This is a genomic window from Segatella copri (assembly GCF_019249655.2).
GTDB lineage: Bacteria > Bacteroidota > Bacteroidia > Bacteroidales > Bacteroidaceae > Prevotella.
Window position 1 is genome coordinate 526933 of the sequence record NZ_CP137557.1, and the last position, 17504, is coordinate 544436.

Below are 17504 nucleotides of genomic sequence, written 5' to 3' on the forward strand. Positions count from 1 at the left end.
TTGATTATTGTTTTAGAATCCTATCCTCTATAAAAACGAAATGAGCAATCCCCAGAGTCTGGCTCTGGGGGTGCTCATTATTTGTCAATAGTCAATATTCAATTGTAGGTTATTATATCTTATGTAAATATTACATTCTTTCTGGAACCTCGATGCCGAGCAGAGCCATACCGTTCTTCAGAATCTTGGCAACATTGGCTGCCAGAACCAGACGGGTGGTCTTCTCTGCCTCGCTCTCAGCATTCAGAATGCTGTAGTCGTGGTAGAACTGGTTGAACTCCTTGGTCAGCTCGTAGCAGTAGTTGGCAATGCCGCCTGGGTTGTAGTTGTTGCCGGCATCGGCTACGGCTACTGCGAAGTCGTTCATCTTCTGGATGAGGTCGATCTCCTTCTCGTTGATAGGAGCATCTGCGCCCAACTCTGCAGGAATCTCGATGCCCTCGGCTGCTGCCTTGCGCATGATGCTGCGGATACGAGCGTAGGTGTATTGGATGAAAGGACCTGTGTTGCCGTTGAAGTCGATACTCTCCTCTGGGTTGAAGAGCATATTCTTGCGGGCATCTACCTTGAGGATGAAGTACTTCAACGCTCCGAGACCCACGATGCGTGAAATCTCCTGGCGCTCTTCCTCGCTCATGTCCTTGAACTTGCCAAGCTCATCGCTTGTCTGTCGGGCATCCTTGATCATCTCTGCCATCAGGTCATCTGCATCTACTACGGTTCCCTCGCGGCTCTTCATCTTACCGTTAGGCAGCTCTACCATTCCGTAAGAGAAGTGAACCAAGTCCTTACCCCACTTGAAGCCGAGGCGGTCGAGCAGGATAGAGAGCACCTGGAAGTGGTAGTTCTGCTCGTTACCTACTACGTAAATCATCTTGTCGATAGGGAAGTCCTTGAAGCGGAGGTCGGCAGTACCGATGTCCTGAGTCATATAGACAGAGGTGCCGTCAGAACGGAGCAGAAGCTTCTGGTCGAGACCCTCGTTGGTGAGGTCTGCCCATACAGAGTTGTCGTCCTTGCGGAAGAAGAGACCTTTTTCCAATCCTTCTTCTACCTTCTTCTTACCTTCGAGGTAAGTGTTTGACTCATAATATATCTTGTCGAAACCTACACCCATCATCTTGTAGGTCTCGTCGAAGCCTGCGTAAACCCAGCTGTTCATCTTCTGCCAGAGAGCACGAACCTCAGGGTCGTTGTTCTCCCACTTCACGAGCATTTCGTGAGCCTCCTTGATCAATGGAGCCTCTGCCTTTGCTTTCTCTGTGGCAGCTTCTTCTTCCATGCCCTCCTTCATGTACTGCGCCTTGAGCTCTGCGATTTCCTCACGATAGTGCTTGTCGAAGGCTACATAGTAGTCGCCGATGAGGTGGTCGCCCTTCTTGCCGGAAGTTTCAGGAGTTTCACCATTGCCCCACTTGAGCCAAGCGAGCATTGACTTACAGATGTGGATACCACGGTCGTTAACGATGTTTGTCTTGATTACCTTGTTGCCGTTGGCCTCCATAATCTGGGCCAATGACCAACCGAGCAGGTTGTTGCGCACGTGACCGAGGTGGAGAGGCTTGTTGGTGTTAGGAGAAGAGTACTCGATCATGACGAGTGGACTATTCTCAGTAACAGGCTTCTCACCGAACTTAGGGTCAGCGTTGATGGTGTTCAGGAGTCCTACCCAAGCGGCAGGAGCGATAGAAAGGTTGAGGAAACCCTTCACCACATTGAAGTCTGCGATGACGTTGGCGCAGTTCTTCTTCAAGTACTCACCGATTTCCTGAGCAGTATCCTCAGGCTTTTTCTTTGACATCTTGAGGAATGGGAATACGACGAGGGTAAGGTTACCTTCGAAATTACTCTTGGTCTTCTGCAGGGCTACCATCTTTTCAGATACGTCCTGACCATAAAGCTCCTTCACCGCCGCGATGACTGAGCTGATGATTTCGTTTTCTATCTTCATTATTTAAATATCTATTTTTACCGGTAAAAATTCCTTTTTGTCTCTATTTTGCTGAAGCTTTGCAAACTTTTTATTCTGCTGAAGCTTTGCGAAAGAGGGATTTGCAAGTTCCCTCCTCCTCTTTGCGGTTGCAAATTTACAAATAAAAATTGAATTAGGCAAAGAAAAGTTTGCATATTCTTGTTTTTTTTATTACTTTTGCAACAAAAATGAAGACTAAAGCCTCTTTTATCTTGTTTTCCACCCAGAATAGAGAAATCTGTGGCGGATTCAATTAAACAAAGAGAGAATAATCTTAAGAACAATTAAACTCAGAAACAATAAACTTAGGAACAAATAAACTAAAGAACATGAAATTGCATTTTTTGTTGGCTGCTTTATTAGTGGCAAATTCCTTCTCTGCTTCAGCTCAGCAGGTAAAGGAAAAGTTGAATCGTGCACCCGTGGCTGTCAAGACCAGCCAGGGTATTCTGGTTTCCTGGCGTTCGCTTACCTCTGATGCCAAGAATCTGGCCTTCGATGTGTATCGCAATGGCAAGAAGGTGGCTTCTGCCGTTTCGGATGTAACCAGCTATCTGGATGCCAACGGCAAGCCGGGCGATACGTATCGCATCGTGTCTTCGGCAGGTGAAACGAGCGAGGCCATTGCCTGGAACAGCATGTTTACCACCTTCGATGTGAAGCGCCCTGCCAGCATCAAGAGTGGAAACACCACCGGAAGATACCGCCCGGACGACATGGCGGTGGGCGACCTGGATGGCGACGGCAACTATGAACTGATTCTGAAATGGATGCCTGACAACCAGCGTGACAGCGGAAAGGACGGCTATGCTTCACCGGTCATCATCAGCGCCTATCGCATGGATGGCACTCCGCTGTGGGAGAAGAACATCAACCTGGGACTCAACGTCCGTTCGGGCAACCATACCACGCAGATGGTGGTCTATGATTTCGATGGCGACGGAAAGGCTGAGCTGATCTGCAAGACGGCCAATGGTTCTACCGATGGCAAGGGCAGGTTTGTAACCGAGGCTGGCGATGCCAATATCCAGGCGGTGGATAATGCCAAGACCTATCTTAACAGCAAGGGTAGAGTAACCGGCGGCGAGGAATTCCTTACCGTATTCAAGGGTGAAACGGGCGAGGCGATGCACACCATCTGGTATTCGCCAAGCCGTTCGGGAGAAGACTTCCCTTCTTCGGCTACAGACAATTCCAGTTTCTTCGGCGATAGCAACTGCAATCGTTCGGAGCGTTTCAATGCCTGTGCCGCTTATCTGGACGGCATGGACAAGTTGCCATCGGCTGTGTTCCAGCGTGGATATTACAAGAACTGCTTCCTGTGGGCTGTGGATTGGAACGGAAAGGAACTTTCTACCCGCTGGCTTCATAAGGGCCTGAGCAATAAGTGGGAAGTGGTGGATGCCAAGGGGCAGGTGCTCAGTTCGGGAACGGGAAATTCCAGTTTCGGACAGGGGGTACACGGCATTTCCGTGGGCGATGTGAACAACGATGGCTTTGATGATATCTGTATTGGTGCGGCTACCATCGGGCATGATGGTAAGTTGCTCTGTGCCACGGGAAAGGGTCATGGCGATGCCATCCATCTGACCGATCTTTGTCCCGACCGTCCTGGTCTGGAGGTGATGATGCCTCACGAGGAAAAAGCGGGCGGTTATGGCTGGGATGTACACGATGCCACCACCGGAGAATTCCTTTGCGTTGCTACGGGCGATAGAGACAACGGACGCGGACTGGCGGCAGATTTCGTGCCTGCCAACAGAGGATTCGAGTTCTGGTCGAGCACGGATGCTGATGTGCGCGATTGTGCCACCGGCAATACGGTGATTGCCAGCAAAAAACCTGATGCCAATTTCAGAATCTATTGGACGGGCGATCCGTACGACCAGACTTTCGATGGCCGATACAGTACCACAACGGGTGGTTATTCTCCACGCATCCAAAACTATAATACGGCAAGAAAGAGCATCGTCACCTTCCAGAACTTCTATGAATATGGAAATCCATCGGCATGCAATTCTACCAAGGCTACTCCATGCCTGCAGGCTGACCTGCTGGGCGACTGGCGCGAGGAGCTGATTATGTTCCAGCATGAGGACGATTATACTTCGCCAACTTGCAAGATCATGATTTTCTCTACTCCGGAGCCTACTAAATATAAGGTGCCTTGCCTGATGGAAGACCATGTTTATCGTATGGGCGTAGTATGGCAGAACTCATCTTACAACCAGCCGCCTCATCTGGGTTTTTATCTGCCGGATTACCTGGGGGTAGATGGAAAAACCTACGTTACCCAGACCGTGAGCCATGCTCCTGAAAAGGTGGCTGTAGAGAAGCCTACCAATGGTATGGAAGAGATGAAGGCTCCAGCCGAAGACAAGGCAATCATCAAGGGTACCTGCTATACGGCAGGCGAGAAGGGTGAGATAACTGCCTCTTCATCTAATGGTTACATCAAGATGAGAACCAACAACAATGGTGAAACCATCACCTTCTCCGTAAATGCCGGTTATCGCATCACGGGCATCAATGTGGAGGGTTACAGCAACAATACCTCTACCACAGCCGACCGCTCTATCTATCTTACGGGCGTTTATGTGGATGGAAGCGAAAGCTCTATCTTGGCAAATCAGGTAACTTTGCCTGGTGGTACCGCCGGCCAGAGCCCTGTAACCATCGACCTTAAGGATTTTGCTGCAACCCAGAGCATCAAGTTAGCGTTCGACAACTCTAACATCACGAGCGGCGATGTGGATGCCAAGGGTAAGAACAAGCAGATATTTGCCAGAGTAACCTTTACCTACGAGCAGATAACCAACGGAATCAGGGTGGTTCACACAGCCGTGGTGAAGGATGGCAAGATTTACAACATGCTGGGTCAGCAGGTGGAGCAGATGAAGGCAGGTCAGATGTATATCTGTAATGGCAAGAAGTTTATCGCCAGATAAACACGATAAAAGGATTCTGCATAAATAGGATCCAGTATCGAAATATGATCCAATATCCAAGCAGGATTCTCTATACAAAAAGGAGCAAAGACGAATCGGTAAAACCGGTAAGTCTTTGCTCCTTTTTCTATACTTAAAGATGGATATTACCCTTGTTTATAGATGGATATTACTTTTGTAATTTACAATCCTTGGCATGTAATTTATCCTTCGAGTATGATTTCAGCCACGTCTTCTGGTGAATTCCAAAGGATTCCATCCTGCAGTTCGTCATCGGTAAAACCGTTGAGTGCCTCTTGGGCTTCCTTAGGAGTGATGGCAGGAGTGCCGTCCTCATTCTTTGCGTCGAGCAGGCATTGTAAGATAGCCGCTCTGTAGTCTTCGATTCTCATCATGTATTAATGTTGTTACGTTGTTTATTTTATGATGGCAAAGGTACTGCATTTTTTTGAAAGCACCAAACTTTTTTGTCATTTTTCTTGTGAAAATAGAAATTCTGTCCAACAATTAGACGGCGGTGTCTAATTGTTGGACAGTTTGTTTAATGAGAGTTTTTATTTAATGGTTTGATTATCAGGAGAAATGCTGTTTTGGCACGGCTCTTGTCCTTATTATGCCAAAATGAAGAAGATTATGAAAAGAATAGGAATATTGATAGGATGGTTGGTCTGGGCGGCTGGAGTCTCGGCACAGAGCTGGAGCCTTGACGACTGCATGAAATACGCCGTGGAGCACGCCACGGAGGTGAAGCGGGAGGTGGTAAACGCCCGCCAGCGCAAGCAGGATTACCAGCATGCTGTGGCAGGATTCCTGCCTACCGTTACGGGCGGCGTGCAGGGACAGTACGCCTGGGGACGAAATATCGACCCGGAAACCAATACTTATAATAATGTAACGACATTCAACAACTACTATCAGCTTTATGCCGAACTGAATGTATTCGACGGTTTCGCCACCATCAACGCCTTGAAGCAGGCTAAGCTGAGCCGGGATTATTCAGCCACGGCGATGCAGAAGATTCAGGACGACCGTGCCATCGACGTGATGCAGAAATATGTGGATGCTGCCTATGCTGAGGCAAGCATTCAGATAGCAAGCGAGAAACTGAACGAAAGCAAGCGGATGCTGGCTAAGATGAAGCGTCTGTATGAACTGGGTGAGAAGGGACGCCCGGATGTGGTGCAGATGGAATCGCAGGTGGCAGAAGATGAATACAATCTTACGCATCAGGAGAATGTGGCAAAACAGAGTCTGCTTGCCTTGAAATCGGCGATGAATTTTCCGGTGAATGAAGAGCTGAAAATCCAGATTAAAGAGGAACAGAATTTGAAGTTAACGTCTGATAATAAAGAGGTTTCTGAATCTGGAGTAAACTACGAAACCGTTTACCAGGGCTTCCAGCATATTTCTCCCGATTTGAAGTCGGCAGAATACGAAGTGGAGCGGGCACGGTATGATTACAAGATAGCAAAAGGCAGATTGCTGCCATCACTCTCTCTCGGTGGCGGCATTTCTACCAACTATTATAAGAATCTCTCTCAGAAAGGGCAATACGATGGGTTTGCCTCGCAGTTTCGCAACAACCAGGGCGAATACCTCGCATTGACCCTTTCCATACCTATTTATAATAGCGACCATTGGCACAGCGTGAAGAAGGCACGCAACGACTGGCAACTGGCACAGGTGAACCTGGAAGAAATCCGTCGCAAGCTTCACGACCAGATAGCCCAGGCGGTAATGGATGCAGAGGGTTATGCCAAGGAGTTGCATCAGATGCAGAAGAAGGTAGCCTCTGATTCGCTCGCCTATCACATGTCGAGCCGGAAGTTTGAAGAAGGAATGCTTTCCACCTTCGATCTTCATACCGCAGCCCAGACGCTTCTGGAAAGCAGGATCAAGGAACTCCAGATGCAGATGCTGCTCATTATCAAACAAAGGTTAGTTGCTTATTATCAGGGAGAAAATTTAATTAAATAACAGAACTTTCGCAAGTGGTTCAGGTACGGGCTGAAGGCCCAAAAGCTCCTAGCCCAGGGTAACACCCTGGGTATAATAGCAATCAGCAAGGCGCCCTGAAAGGGCAAAAGCTTTGTATATTGCCTGGAATTTTAAAGCTTTTGCCCTTACAGGGCGACAGGCTTGCGGCCATGATAACCCAGGGTGTTACCCTGGGCTAGGAGCTTCTGCCCTTTCAGGGCGTGTGGAGTGCTCTTGCAAACTTGAATACATAAAATTATGGATATAAAGATAGAAAAGAAAAAATATCTCGTGCCTCGCAAGTATTGGGCATGGATTGGCGGAGGAGTGGTTTTGATCGCAGTCCTCATTTGGTTGGGATTGAGCAATTTCTCTTCCACCCTGAAGGTGGACAGGATGGGATTGAGCATCGGAACCGTGGAGAAGGCGCAGTTCAACGATTATGTTTCGGTGGATGGACAGGTGGTTCCTATCTCCGTGGTACAGATCAGTTCTGAGGAAGGCGGTATCGTTCTGGAGAAAGTGGTGGATGAAGGTGCCCACGTGAATAAGGGCGATGTAATCGTGAAACTGAGCAATTCGAATCTCGACCTGGAGATTCTGAATGCCGAAAGCGAACTTGCCGAAAAGCAGGACATGCTTCGCAATACCCAGATTTCGATGGAGCAGGACCGCCTGAACAATAGCAACGAGGAACTGTCGCTTTCGCAGGATGTCATCACCAAGCGCCGTTCCTATCAGCATCAGGAGGCGCTGCACAAGGAAGAGCTCAATTCGCGCGAGGAGTATCTCAAGGCAAAGGAAGATTACGACCTTGCCGTCAAGAAGCATGCGCTCATCAGCAAGCGATTGAAGAAGGATGCGCAGCTTCGCCGTTCACAGATGGAGCAGATGGGCGATAATCTGGAAGCCATGCAGAAGAATGTGCAGCTGGTTCGCCAGCGCAAGGAGAAGCTGAACATCCGCAGCACTATTTCGGGCGAAATCGGCTTGCTCGATGTGGAACTGGGACAGAGCATTTCTGCCGGACAGAAGATAGGCGTCATCAACGACCTCAGCGATTTCAAGGTGCAGGCGCAGGTGGACGAGCATTACATCGACCGGGTAAAACCGGGACTTACTGCCACTTTTGACCAGAACGGCAAGCATTATCTCCTGCAGGTTCGCAAGGTTTATCCCGAGGTAAGAGATGGCAGGTTCCGCATCGACTTCATCTTCAAAGGTGTTCGCCCTGGCAATATCCGAACCGGTCAGACCTATTATGTAGATTTGCAGCTCGGTCAGTCGAAGCAGGCAATAATTATCCCTAAAGGCACGTTCTATAGTGTAACGGGTGGTCAATGGATCTTTGTATTAGACAAGAGTGGCAAGAAGGCTTATCGCCGAAAGATCACCATCGGTCGCCAGAATCCTCAGTATTATGAGGTGATTGAGGGCTTGGAGCCGGGTGAGCAGGTTATCGTTAGCGGCTATGAAGCCTATAAGGATAATGATGTATTAGTTTTTAATTAGTAGTAATTAGTTAGTAATGATTAATTAGTAGTGATTAGTGATAAATTGGGCTAACGCCCTTGAAACAGGATATTTGATATGAATCATATTATTAACGCATTCAAGAATCTGCCTCGAAGGGGCCAGCACAATTTCGTGAAGATATTGTGTCTGGCGCTCGGCTTGGCAATCAGTTCGGTAATTATTGCCGAGATTTATTTCGAGCAGACTTACGATACGTACTTTCCAGGATGGGAGAGGACGTATCAGATTTCAGAAGTGGGCAGTATGCCAAGCTTCAATGGTAGTAAACCTTTTAGTTTTAACCAAACATCTGGAGCGATTGCCCCTGGTGTGAAAGATTATGCTTCAATGGTAGAGGCTGCAACAAGATTTGTTGATATGGATAAAGAACAATGTAAGTTGGAAAATCAAAACAGCATGGAGGCTAACGTTTTGATGGCAGACAGTTGTTTCTTTGATATTTTCCCGCAAAAGATATTGATGGGAAAGGCAAAGGAAACTTTATCTCGTCCGCTATATTGCATGATTGATTCCAAATTGGCAGAGCAAATAGGAGGAAATGTGGTAGGCAAGCATTTTACTATTCCTGAATATCCAGGCAAAACATTCACTATAGGTGGCATCTTCGAGAGCTTTCCTTGGGGCGCATCTCTACATAACAGACAAATTCTGGTGTCTTTATGCAGTATAGGAGACCTTTGGGGCTATGATGGCAGAAATCAATGGGTGGGAAATGACAACTATTTCTCTTACATCCGTTTGGCGAAAGGACATGAGATAAGTGAACTTCGTCCTTACATCAAAAAAATGAAGAAAGACCATTTTACAGCAGAGGCGACTCAAACGCCAGGATTCACCCTTGACTATGAATTTACTATACTCAGCGAGGTGTTTACCCAGAATTCTTATATCAAGATGATGGGATGGATTTTAGGCATTATAGCTTTCGTGTTGCTCTTCACTTCCGTGATGAACTATCTGCTTATCATCGTAGGAAATCTCGTGACTCGCTCTCGTGAGATGGCTGTCCGAAAATGTTATGGTGCAGAACCAAAGAATATTCATGCCATCATCTTTTCCGAGGCTTTGGTGCATGTGGGGTTGGCGGTAATCCTTGCTGCAGTTCTCGTGTTTCTTTGCAAGGGAACCATCGAGAATTTCCTCTCTGCTCCAATAAGTACGTTGGTGTTCAATCGTGGCAGTTGGATATTGGTTTCCATCTGTTTATTGGTATTGTTGGTGGGTGGATTGGTTCCAGGTTGGCTCTACAATAAGATTCCCGTTGCCATTGCATTCCGAGGATATAATGAAAACCGTAACCGTTGGAAGTTAGCTCTTTTAGGTGTGCAGTTCGTTATTTCGGGCTTACTCTTTAGTTTGTTGTTTGTTGTCAATCGTCAGTATAGCTTGATGGTGAATATGAATCCTGGTTACAATTATGAGAATGTGGCTATCGTACATGTGGATGCTATTAATGGCGATCAACGCAGTCGATGTTTGTCCGAAATCAAGCGTATGCCGGATGTAAAGGAGGTTGCTTCTACTTGTTCTGTTCCGTTGGAAAGCTATGCGGTAAATGGAAATAATTTGTCGTTGCCAGATGATAGAAAGTCGTTACAGATTGTCCATGATGCATGGGGAGTGGATGACAACTATTTCAGAATGATGGGAATCGACTTTGTGCAAGGTTCGTTCTTTACAGAACGCAATGACAGTTCTCGTCAAGTGATTATTGATGAGGCTTTGGCTAAGAGATTAACTACACTAGGACATTGGAAAGATGGGGCTGTAGGCAAGCGAGTTTACATTTCTTCACATTGTAATGAGGATGAAACGATGACGATTTGTGGTGTTGTCAAGAATATCAAATACGGAGCAGTTACTTCTGAGGATGCGGAGTTCAAGAATATGTCTTTCGTTTACTTCTATGCTCCTTGGACGGCTCCCTATATGCTTGTCAAGTTCAATAATCTGACGGAAGACGCCTTAACTGAGTTGAGAAATAAGGTGCAGTCGATGTATCCTAACAACAAGGTGACGGTACTCGACTATGAATCCGAGTTCAAGGCACAGTATGCTTCCCAGCTCAATTTCCGCAACGGAATCTTGGTTGCCGGCATCGTAACGATGATCATCGCCCTCTTCGGATTGGTGGGTTATACGAGTGATGAGGTGAACCGCCGCCGCAAGGAGATTGCAATCAGAAAGGTGAACGGGGCGAAAGTGAAGGATATTCTTCGCATCTTTCTGAAGGACATTATGAAGATTGCCTTGCCTTGCATCATCGTGGGAGATTTGGGGGCTTGGCTGATAGCCAGACAATGGCTCATGTCGTTCAGCGAGAAGATTACGATGACGCCTTTGCTGTTTATCGGCGTTACCATCATCTTGCTCGTCATCATCGGGCTTTCCGTCATCATCAACTGCTACAAGGTGGCGAATAGTAATCCTGTGAAGTATCTCAAGGATGAATAAGTCTCCCACAGATTTTCACAGATGACACAGATTTAAGGGCGTATACCCTAATTTAACATTCAACATTTAACACTTAACATTGAACAAAATGATAAAAATAGAGAATCTTTGCAAGTCATTCCGCACAGAAGATGTGGAGACGATTGCTTTAAATAACGTATCTTTCACAGTAGAAGACGGCGAGTTTGTCGCCATTATGGGACCATCCGGTTGCGGCAAATCCACCTTGCTCAATATCCTTGGATTATTGGATAATCCTACATCGGGAAAATATTTCCTGGGTAATCATGAGGTGGCAAACCTGAAGGAAAAGGAGCGTACGGATGTGAGAAAGGGAGAAATCGGTTTTGTGTTCCAGAGCTTCAATCTGATAGATGAATTGAATGTAGAGGAGAACATCGAGCTTCCTCTTACCTACCTTAATATTCCGAAGGCGGAGCGCAAGGCAAAGGTGCAGGCGATTATGAAGCGAATGGCCATCAGTCATCGTGCCAAGCATTTCCCTCACCAACTGTCAGGTGGTCAGCAGCAGCGAGTAGCCATCGCCCGTGCCGTGGTCTTCGGTCCGAAGCTCATCCTAGCCGATGAGCCTACGGGTAACCTCGATTCCAAGAATGGAGCCGAGGTGATGCATCTGCTTACCGAGCTGAACCACGAGGGCACCACCATCGTCATGGTGACGCATAATGAGCATGATGCCAAGATAGCCCATCGCACCATCCGCCTGTTTGATGGACAGATTGTGGAAACGGAGGGCAATCAGCTTTAGTGCTTCTGTTATGGAATGATGATGCGGAAGGTGGTGATTCCCTGTGCCTTGTCCTGATGGAGCGAGAGGCTGCCGCCGCTTACTCGCATGATTTGGCGGGAGAGGGAGAGACCGATTCCGCTTCCTTCCGGCTTCGTGGTGAAGAACGGGATGAAAATATGAGAGGCTACATCTTCGGGGATGAGACCGGCGTTGTTGCTCACGTCGATGATGATGGATTCCTGGACGTTGGCATAGGCATGGAGATGGATAAATGCCTTCTTGCTTGCCGCGGATTGCAAATCCGCGGAGCGGCATTCCTGCTTGTCTTCTCTTTCCTTTTCCCTGAAAGCTTCTACGGCATTCTTTAGAAGATTTGTTACAACGTGAGAGAGGAGACTCTCATCGGCGTAAGCCAGCAAATCCTTGGGAGAAACTTCTATCTCTACTTCGTGGTTGCAGAGCAACGCCATTCTTTCCAGGAATGGTTCCACATAGAAGAGAGCAGGCTGAGGCTGGGGAACATGGGTGAAGCGGCGATAGTTGTTGACGAAAGCCAACAGCTCGGTTCCTGTTTTGTGGATGGTTTCCAAGCCTTGCTTCAAGTCTTTATCCTCTGTAACTCGGGTAAGCAGAGTCTCGCTCAAGGAAGTAACCGGCGTGATGGTATTCATGATTTCATGGGTCAGCACACGAATCAGTTTGATCCAAGAATCCACTTCCTGATTGCTCAGCTCGTGGCTCACGTCGCTCAGGGCGATGATACGCACGTGCTTGTCTTTCAGCATGGCTTGCGTCTCATGCTTTGCCAGGTGTTCATCCTTCAGTTTCCCTTTTACCTGGTTCATGTGGGTAAGCACATCCGTATCGAGCAACCTGAGGGCTGCCTGATTGTGCTGCAGGATGTTGTCGTGGCTATCCACCACCAGAATGCCCGTATCCACCGCATTCAGAATCTGCTCGTAATATTTCTCCCGATCCATCTGCTCCTCTCTCGTATGTTGCAGGAAGAACTTGATTCGGTTGAGGGATTGATGCAGAATCTTATCTTCCTTAAACCTCTTCTCCGTAGGAAAACTGAAGGAGAAATCCCCATTATCTATCGCATCAAAAAGGAAGGTTACCTTCTTGATGTTCCGGCGATAGTGGCGGTAGAGCCAGATGTTGACTGCTACTAGAACTACCAAAATCACCAATAAAACGATGATTGCTAACTGATTATTCATCTGATAACTAAAAATCCGTGTAATCCGTGCCTAAATTCATAACCCATATCGCTTAATCTTATTATAAAGCGTCTGGCGGGAAATGCCCAGTCTTGCGGCTACCACCGACAGGTTTCCTTCACATTCCCTGATGGTTTTCTCTATCATTCGACTCTCCATCTCGTCGAGCGTCTGAACCTCTTCCAGGGGCTTCTCTCTTTTCTGCTGGTTTCCGCCGTCAATATCTTCGGCAGAAATCATTCCGCCGTCAGATAGAATCACGGCTTTCTCGATGGCGTGCTGAAGTTCACGGATGTTTCCGTACCAAGGCAAACTGGTAAGTTTTTTCTCTGCTTCTTCCGAAAGACGGAGATTCACCTTATTATATAAATCGCCATATTGACGGAGAAATCTTTCTGCCAATGGAACAATGTCTGATTTTCTCTGTCTCAGGGCAGGCAATTCCAGATGGATGGTGTTGATGCGATAGAGCAGATCCTCTCTGAATTCGCCATCGTTTACCATCTGCTGCAGATTGCGGTTGGTGGCGCAAACCAGTCGTACGTTGATGGGAATCTGCGTACTTCCGCCCACTCTTACGATGCTTCTGCGTTGCAGGGCGGTAAGGAGTTTTGCCTGAAGACCATAGGATAGGTTTCCTATCTCATCCAGGAAGATGGTGCTGCCGTCGGCAAGCTCAAACTTGCCCGGTTTATCCACTTTGGCATCGGTAAAAGCGCCTTTCACATGACCGAAGAGTTCGCTCTCGAAAAGGGTTTCCGTAATGGCTCCCATATCCACAGGCAGCATCTTTTTCCCACATCTTGTGGATAAACGGTGTATTTCGTTGGCTAACACCTCTTTACCTGTTCCGTTTTCGCCCGTAATGAGGATATTTGCATCGGTTGCGGCAACTTTTTTCACAATGCTTCTCAAATTGTTCATAACATCGCTATCTCCCCAATACATAGCACTTTGTGCATCTTTTCCACAAAGTTTTCCACCTTTTTTGCCAATAGCGTTATCCACAGCCTTGTTCTTATCCCTAGCCTCTACCAGCGTACGGATCATCTTCTCGTTTTCAAAAGGCTTCACGATGAAGTCGGCGGCACCTTCCTTGATGCCTGTTACGGCAAGTTGGATGTCGGCATAGGCGGTAAAGAGCACCACCTCGGTTTTCGGGCTGAGGCTCTTGATTTCCCTGAGCCAGTACAATCCCTCGTTTCCCGAATTGATTCCGCTGGAAAAGTTCATGTCGAGCAGCACCACGTCGGGATGCTCCTCTCTCAGCTTGGTTGGGATGGAGTTAGGGTTGGCGATGGTGATGATGCCATCGAATATGGGTTCCAGCAGCATCCTTACCGTAGTAAGAATGTTGCGGTTGTCATCAACAATCAATATCGTTCCTTGTTTCTTTATCATGGTGCAAAGTTACGAAATATCATCGGAAATGGGTAATGATTGTCTAATAATTAGACGGAAAATGAACAATAGTTTGATATTTTTCTTCATTTCTGCAATTTTCTTTGTACTTTTGCAACATTATTTTAAAAATAAGCGTACCCGATTCCAGGGGGATGTTGTATTATGAACAAAGTAGAATCATAAAAACAAGAAAAATGATGAAAAGAACGACTTCCCTTATACTGTGTCTTGTCTTGAGCATTTCCCTATTTGCTCAAAGCAGAGGTGTGACCTTTCAGGTGCATAACGAAACGCTTACTTCTGTGTTGAAGAAGATTGAAAAGGCGGGCGAGAAGAATATCCTCTTTGCCTATCAGGCTACCGACCAATATCGCGTTACTGCCAATATCCAGGCTAAGCGACAGAAGGAAGCCCTGGAGATGGTGCTGCAGGGGAAACCTTTCTCCTTTGTAGAACACAATACCTATTTTGCCGTTCAATACACGGGCAAAACAACCCGGGTGGAACAGATCAAAGGCAGGGTAGTGGATGAGCACCAGCAGCCTCTGCCTTTTGCCAACGTGGTGTTGATTTCCTCCGTCAGCAAGGCTTATGTGGCAGGTTGCGTAACGGCGGAGGATGGAAGTTTCGTGCTCCCTTATGCCGATAAGGATGTGATGCTGAAGGTTTCGTTTGTGGGCTATAAGTCGCAGACCTTGGCCTGCAAGCCTACCATGCACATCGGTCTGCATCCCGACACCCAGCAGCTGAAGGCGGTAACCATCAAGAGTACCCGCCCCAATGTGGTGTATAAGGACGGAGCCTTCTCTACCCTGGTATCAGGTACCATCCTGGGCGAACTGGGCTCCGCAGAAGATATGATCAGCCAGTTGCCCTTTGTCTCGGGCGAAGCGGGCAGTTGGGAAATCATCGGTCGTGGAGCGCCCGAGATTTATCTCAACGGCAGGAAACTGGAGAATCTGAACGAACTCAAGCGATTGAGCGCCAAGGATATTCTGAAGGCAGAAATCGTTACCGTTCCCGGAGCGCAGTATAGTTCCAAGACCAATGCCGTAATCCGTCTGCGTGCCGTTCGCAAGCGCGGACAGGGCTTGAGCGGAAGCCTTTATTCTGAATATTCCCAGGGCCGTTATTCGCCTCATACTTATGATGATGTGCAGTTGAACTATCGCACGGGCGGACTCGATATCTTCGGCGAAGTGGGAGTGGGATTGGATCGCTCGCGCACCACCGCCCATTCAGAAACCCAGCTCCATACCACCAGCGAGTGGGAATTCAACAGCCGCAGAACCACGAATGCCAATAGTGGAGATATTCTCCTGAACGCAGGTTTCAACTATGAGATTTCCGAGCAGCAATCGCTGGGTATGCGCTATGAAACAACCAATATGATAGGCAACAACTACACCCACAGCTGGGGAGCAACCGATGTGTGGGAGGATGGCAAACTGACGGAAAGCATGAGCGTAGATCTGTTTTCGAAGAGAAAGCCCCATTGGTCGCATAGCGTGAACGCCTATTATAATGGCGATTTCGGCAAATGGAACATCAATTTCAATGGTGATTTCTATAATAAGGTGAGCCAGAGCACCCAGACGGCTATAAACGACGGACAGCTGGATGCGGAATCAGAAAGCAAGGTGAGGAGTAATCTCTATGCTGCTAAGCTGGTGGTGTCGGGACCATTGTGGAAGGGTAGGCTTTCCTTCGGAACGGAAGAGATGTTTACCAACCGCCGCAACGACTTCACCCAGAGCGGCTTTTCTGCCGATGCCTTCAACCACATCCGCCAGTCTATCTATGCTGGATTCCTGCAGTATTATCTGAACATAGGGCGCATGAATTATGGTGCCGGTTTGCGATACGAATATCAGAAGACCGATTATTACGAGAAGGATGTGCTGCAGGCGGAACAGAGTCCCAGCTACAGGGATTGGATTCCCTTCCTATCCATCGGCTACAGCAAGGATAATCTGAATCTTGCCTTCTCCTATCGTCTGAACAAGTACAGTCCTATCTACTCCATGCTTCAGAGCAGCATCGACTACGACAGCAAGTACGAGTACAAGTCCGGTGACCCTCATCTCAAGCCTCAGAAGCAGCACAGCTTCAACCTGTCGGGCAATTACAAGTGGCTGTCGTTCATGGCTTACTACAATTATGTGCTCGACATGTACATGACCTGGTACAAGCCTTACGACGAGGTGAACCATCCGAGTGTGCTTTTGCAGACGATGGCCACGGTGCCCCATTCCTGCTATTATGGAGCCAACATCCGTGTGGCGCCTTCGTTTGGAATCTGGTATCCTGACCTCACGGCGAGTGTCTTCTACAATCATCAGAATGTAGATCATCTCAATATTCCCGAGTTTGGCAGCCAACCTCAGTTTACATTCAGCATGAACAACAATCTGAGGCTTCCCCACCGGTGGTTCATGAATCTTTCGGGCAATGTCAGCACGAGGGCGGAGATGGGAATCGGAATCAAAAAATGTATGGGCAACATGCAGTTCCGGGTTTCCAAGAACTTCATGAAGGATGATGCCCTCAAGGTGATGTTTGTATTGCGAGACCTCTTGCATACAGGATATTATTATTTCGAGGCAAACGGCACGCAGTCGCATCGCACGTTTACCCGATACGCAGATAATCAGAAAGTTGCCATCAATGTGAGATACACATTCAATGCAACGAGAAATAAATATAAAGGTAGTGGCGCAGGACAGAGCGAAAAACAACGACTTTAAGCAGCTATTCCTGGAAATGTATCCTCGACTGGTGCGTTATGCCGTGTCCCTTTTGGGAGACGGCAACGAGGCCCGTGACGTTGTGGGAGATGTTTTCGAGAAGGCGTGGAACCAATTCTCCTCCTTGCAGATGGAAACAAGGAGGAGCTGGCTCTATGCATCGGTGAGAAATTCCTGTCTCAACTGGCTCAAGCACCAGCAGGTGGAACAGACCAACGTAGAGGCGCTGATAGAGGCCACCCGGTATGATATGAGTTCCCAGTATGAGGAGCACGAGCGCCTGCTGCAACAGGCGGAGCAGATAGCGAGGGAGCTGAAGGAACCCACCTGCACGATACTCCGCCTCTGCTATTTCGAGCATCTCACCTATCAGCAGGCAGCCGACAGGCTGGGCATCAGTCCCAACACCGTGAAGAAGCATATTTCCAAGGCACTCGCTATCTTGCGCGAGCGAATGAAGCATACAAACTTAGAGAATTAGGAGGAAAAATC

11 protein-coding genes are annotated in these 17504 nt (G+C 47.8%); 7 read left to right on the forward strand and 4 right to left on the reverse strand.

The window, feature by feature from the left end; genetic code table 11:
- Nucleotides 1-130: 130 nt before the first annotated feature.
- On the reverse strand, nucleotides 131-1951 hold the full coding sequence (argS, locus tag KUA49_RS02170) for an arginine--tRNA ligase (RefSeq protein ID WP_218411958.1): 1821 nt from the start codon (nucleotides 1949-1951) through the stop codon (nucleotides 131-133).
- Between the two features lie 350 nt (nucleotides 1952-2301).
- Here argS and KUA49_RS02175 point away from each other — a divergent pair, with 350 nt between their 5' ends.
- Complete coding sequence (locus KUA49_RS02175) at nucleotides 2302-4920, forward strand: rhamnogalacturonan lyase (RefSeq protein ID WP_218411959.1); 2619 nt, start codon at nucleotides 2302-2304, stop codon at nucleotides 4918-4920.
- A 203-nt stretch (nucleotides 4921-5123) separates the two neighbouring features.
- Here the strand turns inward: KUA49_RS02175 and KUA49_RS02180 are convergent, their stop codons facing one another.
- Complete coding sequence (locus KUA49_RS02180) at nucleotides 5124-5315, reverse strand: hypothetical protein (RefSeq protein WP_217763131.1); 192 nt, start codon at nucleotides 5313-5315, stop codon at nucleotides 5124-5126.
- Between the two features lie 238 nt (nucleotides 5316-5553).
- Here KUA49_RS02180 and KUA49_RS02185 point away from each other — a divergent pair, with 238 nt between their 5' ends.
- From KUA49_RS02185 to KUA49_RS02200, 4 genes are all read left to right on the forward strand, one after another.
- Nucleotides 5554-6897: a TolC family protein gene (locus KUA49_RS02185; protein ID WP_256624770.1), complete on the forward strand. Its 1344-nt coding sequence runs from the start codon at nucleotides 5554-5556 to the stop codon at nucleotides 6895-6897.
- Between the two features lie 258 nt (nucleotides 6898-7155).
- Nucleotides 7156-8409, forward strand: coding sequence for an efflux RND transporter periplasmic adaptor subunit (locus KUA49_RS02190; RefSeq protein ID WP_218411961.1), 1254 nt, complete (start codon nucleotides 7156-7158; stop codon nucleotides 8407-8409).
- A 78-nt stretch (nucleotides 8410-8487) separates the two neighbouring features.
- On the forward strand, nucleotides 8488-10887 hold the full coding sequence (locus KUA49_RS02195) for an ABC transporter permease (RefSeq protein WP_218411962.1): 2400 nt from the start codon (nucleotides 8488-8490) through the stop codon (nucleotides 10885-10887).
- Between the two features lie 88 nt (nucleotides 10888-10975).
- Nucleotides 10976-11656 (forward strand): ABC transporter ATP-binding protein, encoded by a 681-nt coding sequence (locus KUA49_RS02200; RefSeq protein ID WP_218411963.1) that lies wholly within the window; start codon nucleotides 10976-10978, stop codon nucleotides 11654-11656.
- Between the two features lie 8 nt (nucleotides 11657-11664).
- Here KUA49_RS02200 and KUA49_RS02205 read toward each other — a convergent pair whose 3' ends face one another.
- Together KUA49_RS02205 and KUA49_RS02210 are read right to left on the reverse strand one after the other, a co-directional pair.
- Entirely contained in the window at nucleotides 11665-12828 is a 1164-nt protein-coding gene (locus tag KUA49_RS02205; RefSeq protein WP_318331688.1) for a sensor histidine kinase, read from the reverse strand.
- A 69-nt stretch (nucleotides 12829-12897) separates the two neighbouring features.
- A complete protein-coding gene (locus tag KUA49_RS02210) occupies nucleotides 12898-14262 on the reverse strand; it encodes a sigma-54-dependent transcriptional regulator (RefSeq protein ID WP_218411965.1) in 1365 nt (454 codons plus the stop codon).
- Between the two features lie 308 nt (nucleotides 14263-14570).
- Here KUA49_RS02210 and KUA49_RS02215 point away from each other — a divergent pair, with 308 nt between their 5' ends.
- Nucleotides 14571-17012, forward strand: coding sequence for an outer membrane beta-barrel family protein (locus tag KUA49_RS02215; RefSeq protein ID WP_256624775.1), 2442 nt, complete (start codon nucleotides 14571-14573; stop codon nucleotides 17010-17012).
- Entirely contained in the window at nucleotides 16951-17493 is a 543-nt protein-coding gene (locus KUA49_RS02220) for an RNA polymerase sigma-70 factor (protein ID WP_218411967.1), read from the forward strand. The genes KUA49_RS02215 and KUA49_RS02220 overlap by 62 nt, the downstream gene beginning before the upstream one ends.
- Nucleotides 17494-17504: the final 11 nt, after the last annotated feature.

Coding starts and splice junctions, on each gene's coding strand:
- KUA49_RS02180 (WP_217763131.1), bottom strand. CDS start 5,315: ATGATGAGAATCGAAGACTACAGAGCGGCTATCTTACAATGCCTGCTC.
- KUA49_RS02190 (WP_218411961.1), top strand. CDS start 7,156: ATGGATATAAAGATAGAAAAGAAAAAATATCTCGTGCCTCGCAAGTAT.
- argS (WP_218411958.1), bottom strand. CDS start 1,951: ATGAAGATAGAAAACGAAATCATCAGCTCAGTCATCGCGGCGGTGAAG.
- KUA49_RS02175 (WP_218411959.1), top strand. CDS start 2,302: ATGAAATTGCATTTTTTGTTGGCTGCTTTATTAGTGGCAAATTCCTTC.
- KUA49_RS02220 (WP_218411967.1), top strand. CDS start 16,951: ATGCAACGAGAAATAAATATAAAGGTAGTGGCGCAGGACAGAGCGAAA.
- KUA49_RS02195 (WP_218411962.1), top strand. CDS start 8,488: ATGAATCATATTATTAACGCATTCAAGAATCTGCCTCGAAGGGGCCAG.
- KUA49_RS02200 (WP_218411963.1), top strand. CDS start 10,976: ATGATAAAAATAGAGAATCTTTGCAAGTCATTCCGCACAGAAGATGTG.
- KUA49_RS02185 (WP_256624770.1), top strand. CDS start 5,554: ATGAAAAGAATAGGAATATTGATAGGATGGTTGGTCTGGGCGGCTGGA.
- KUA49_RS02210 (WP_218411965.1), bottom strand. CDS start 14,262: ATGATAAAGAAACAAGGAACGATATTGATTGTTGATGACAACCGCAAC.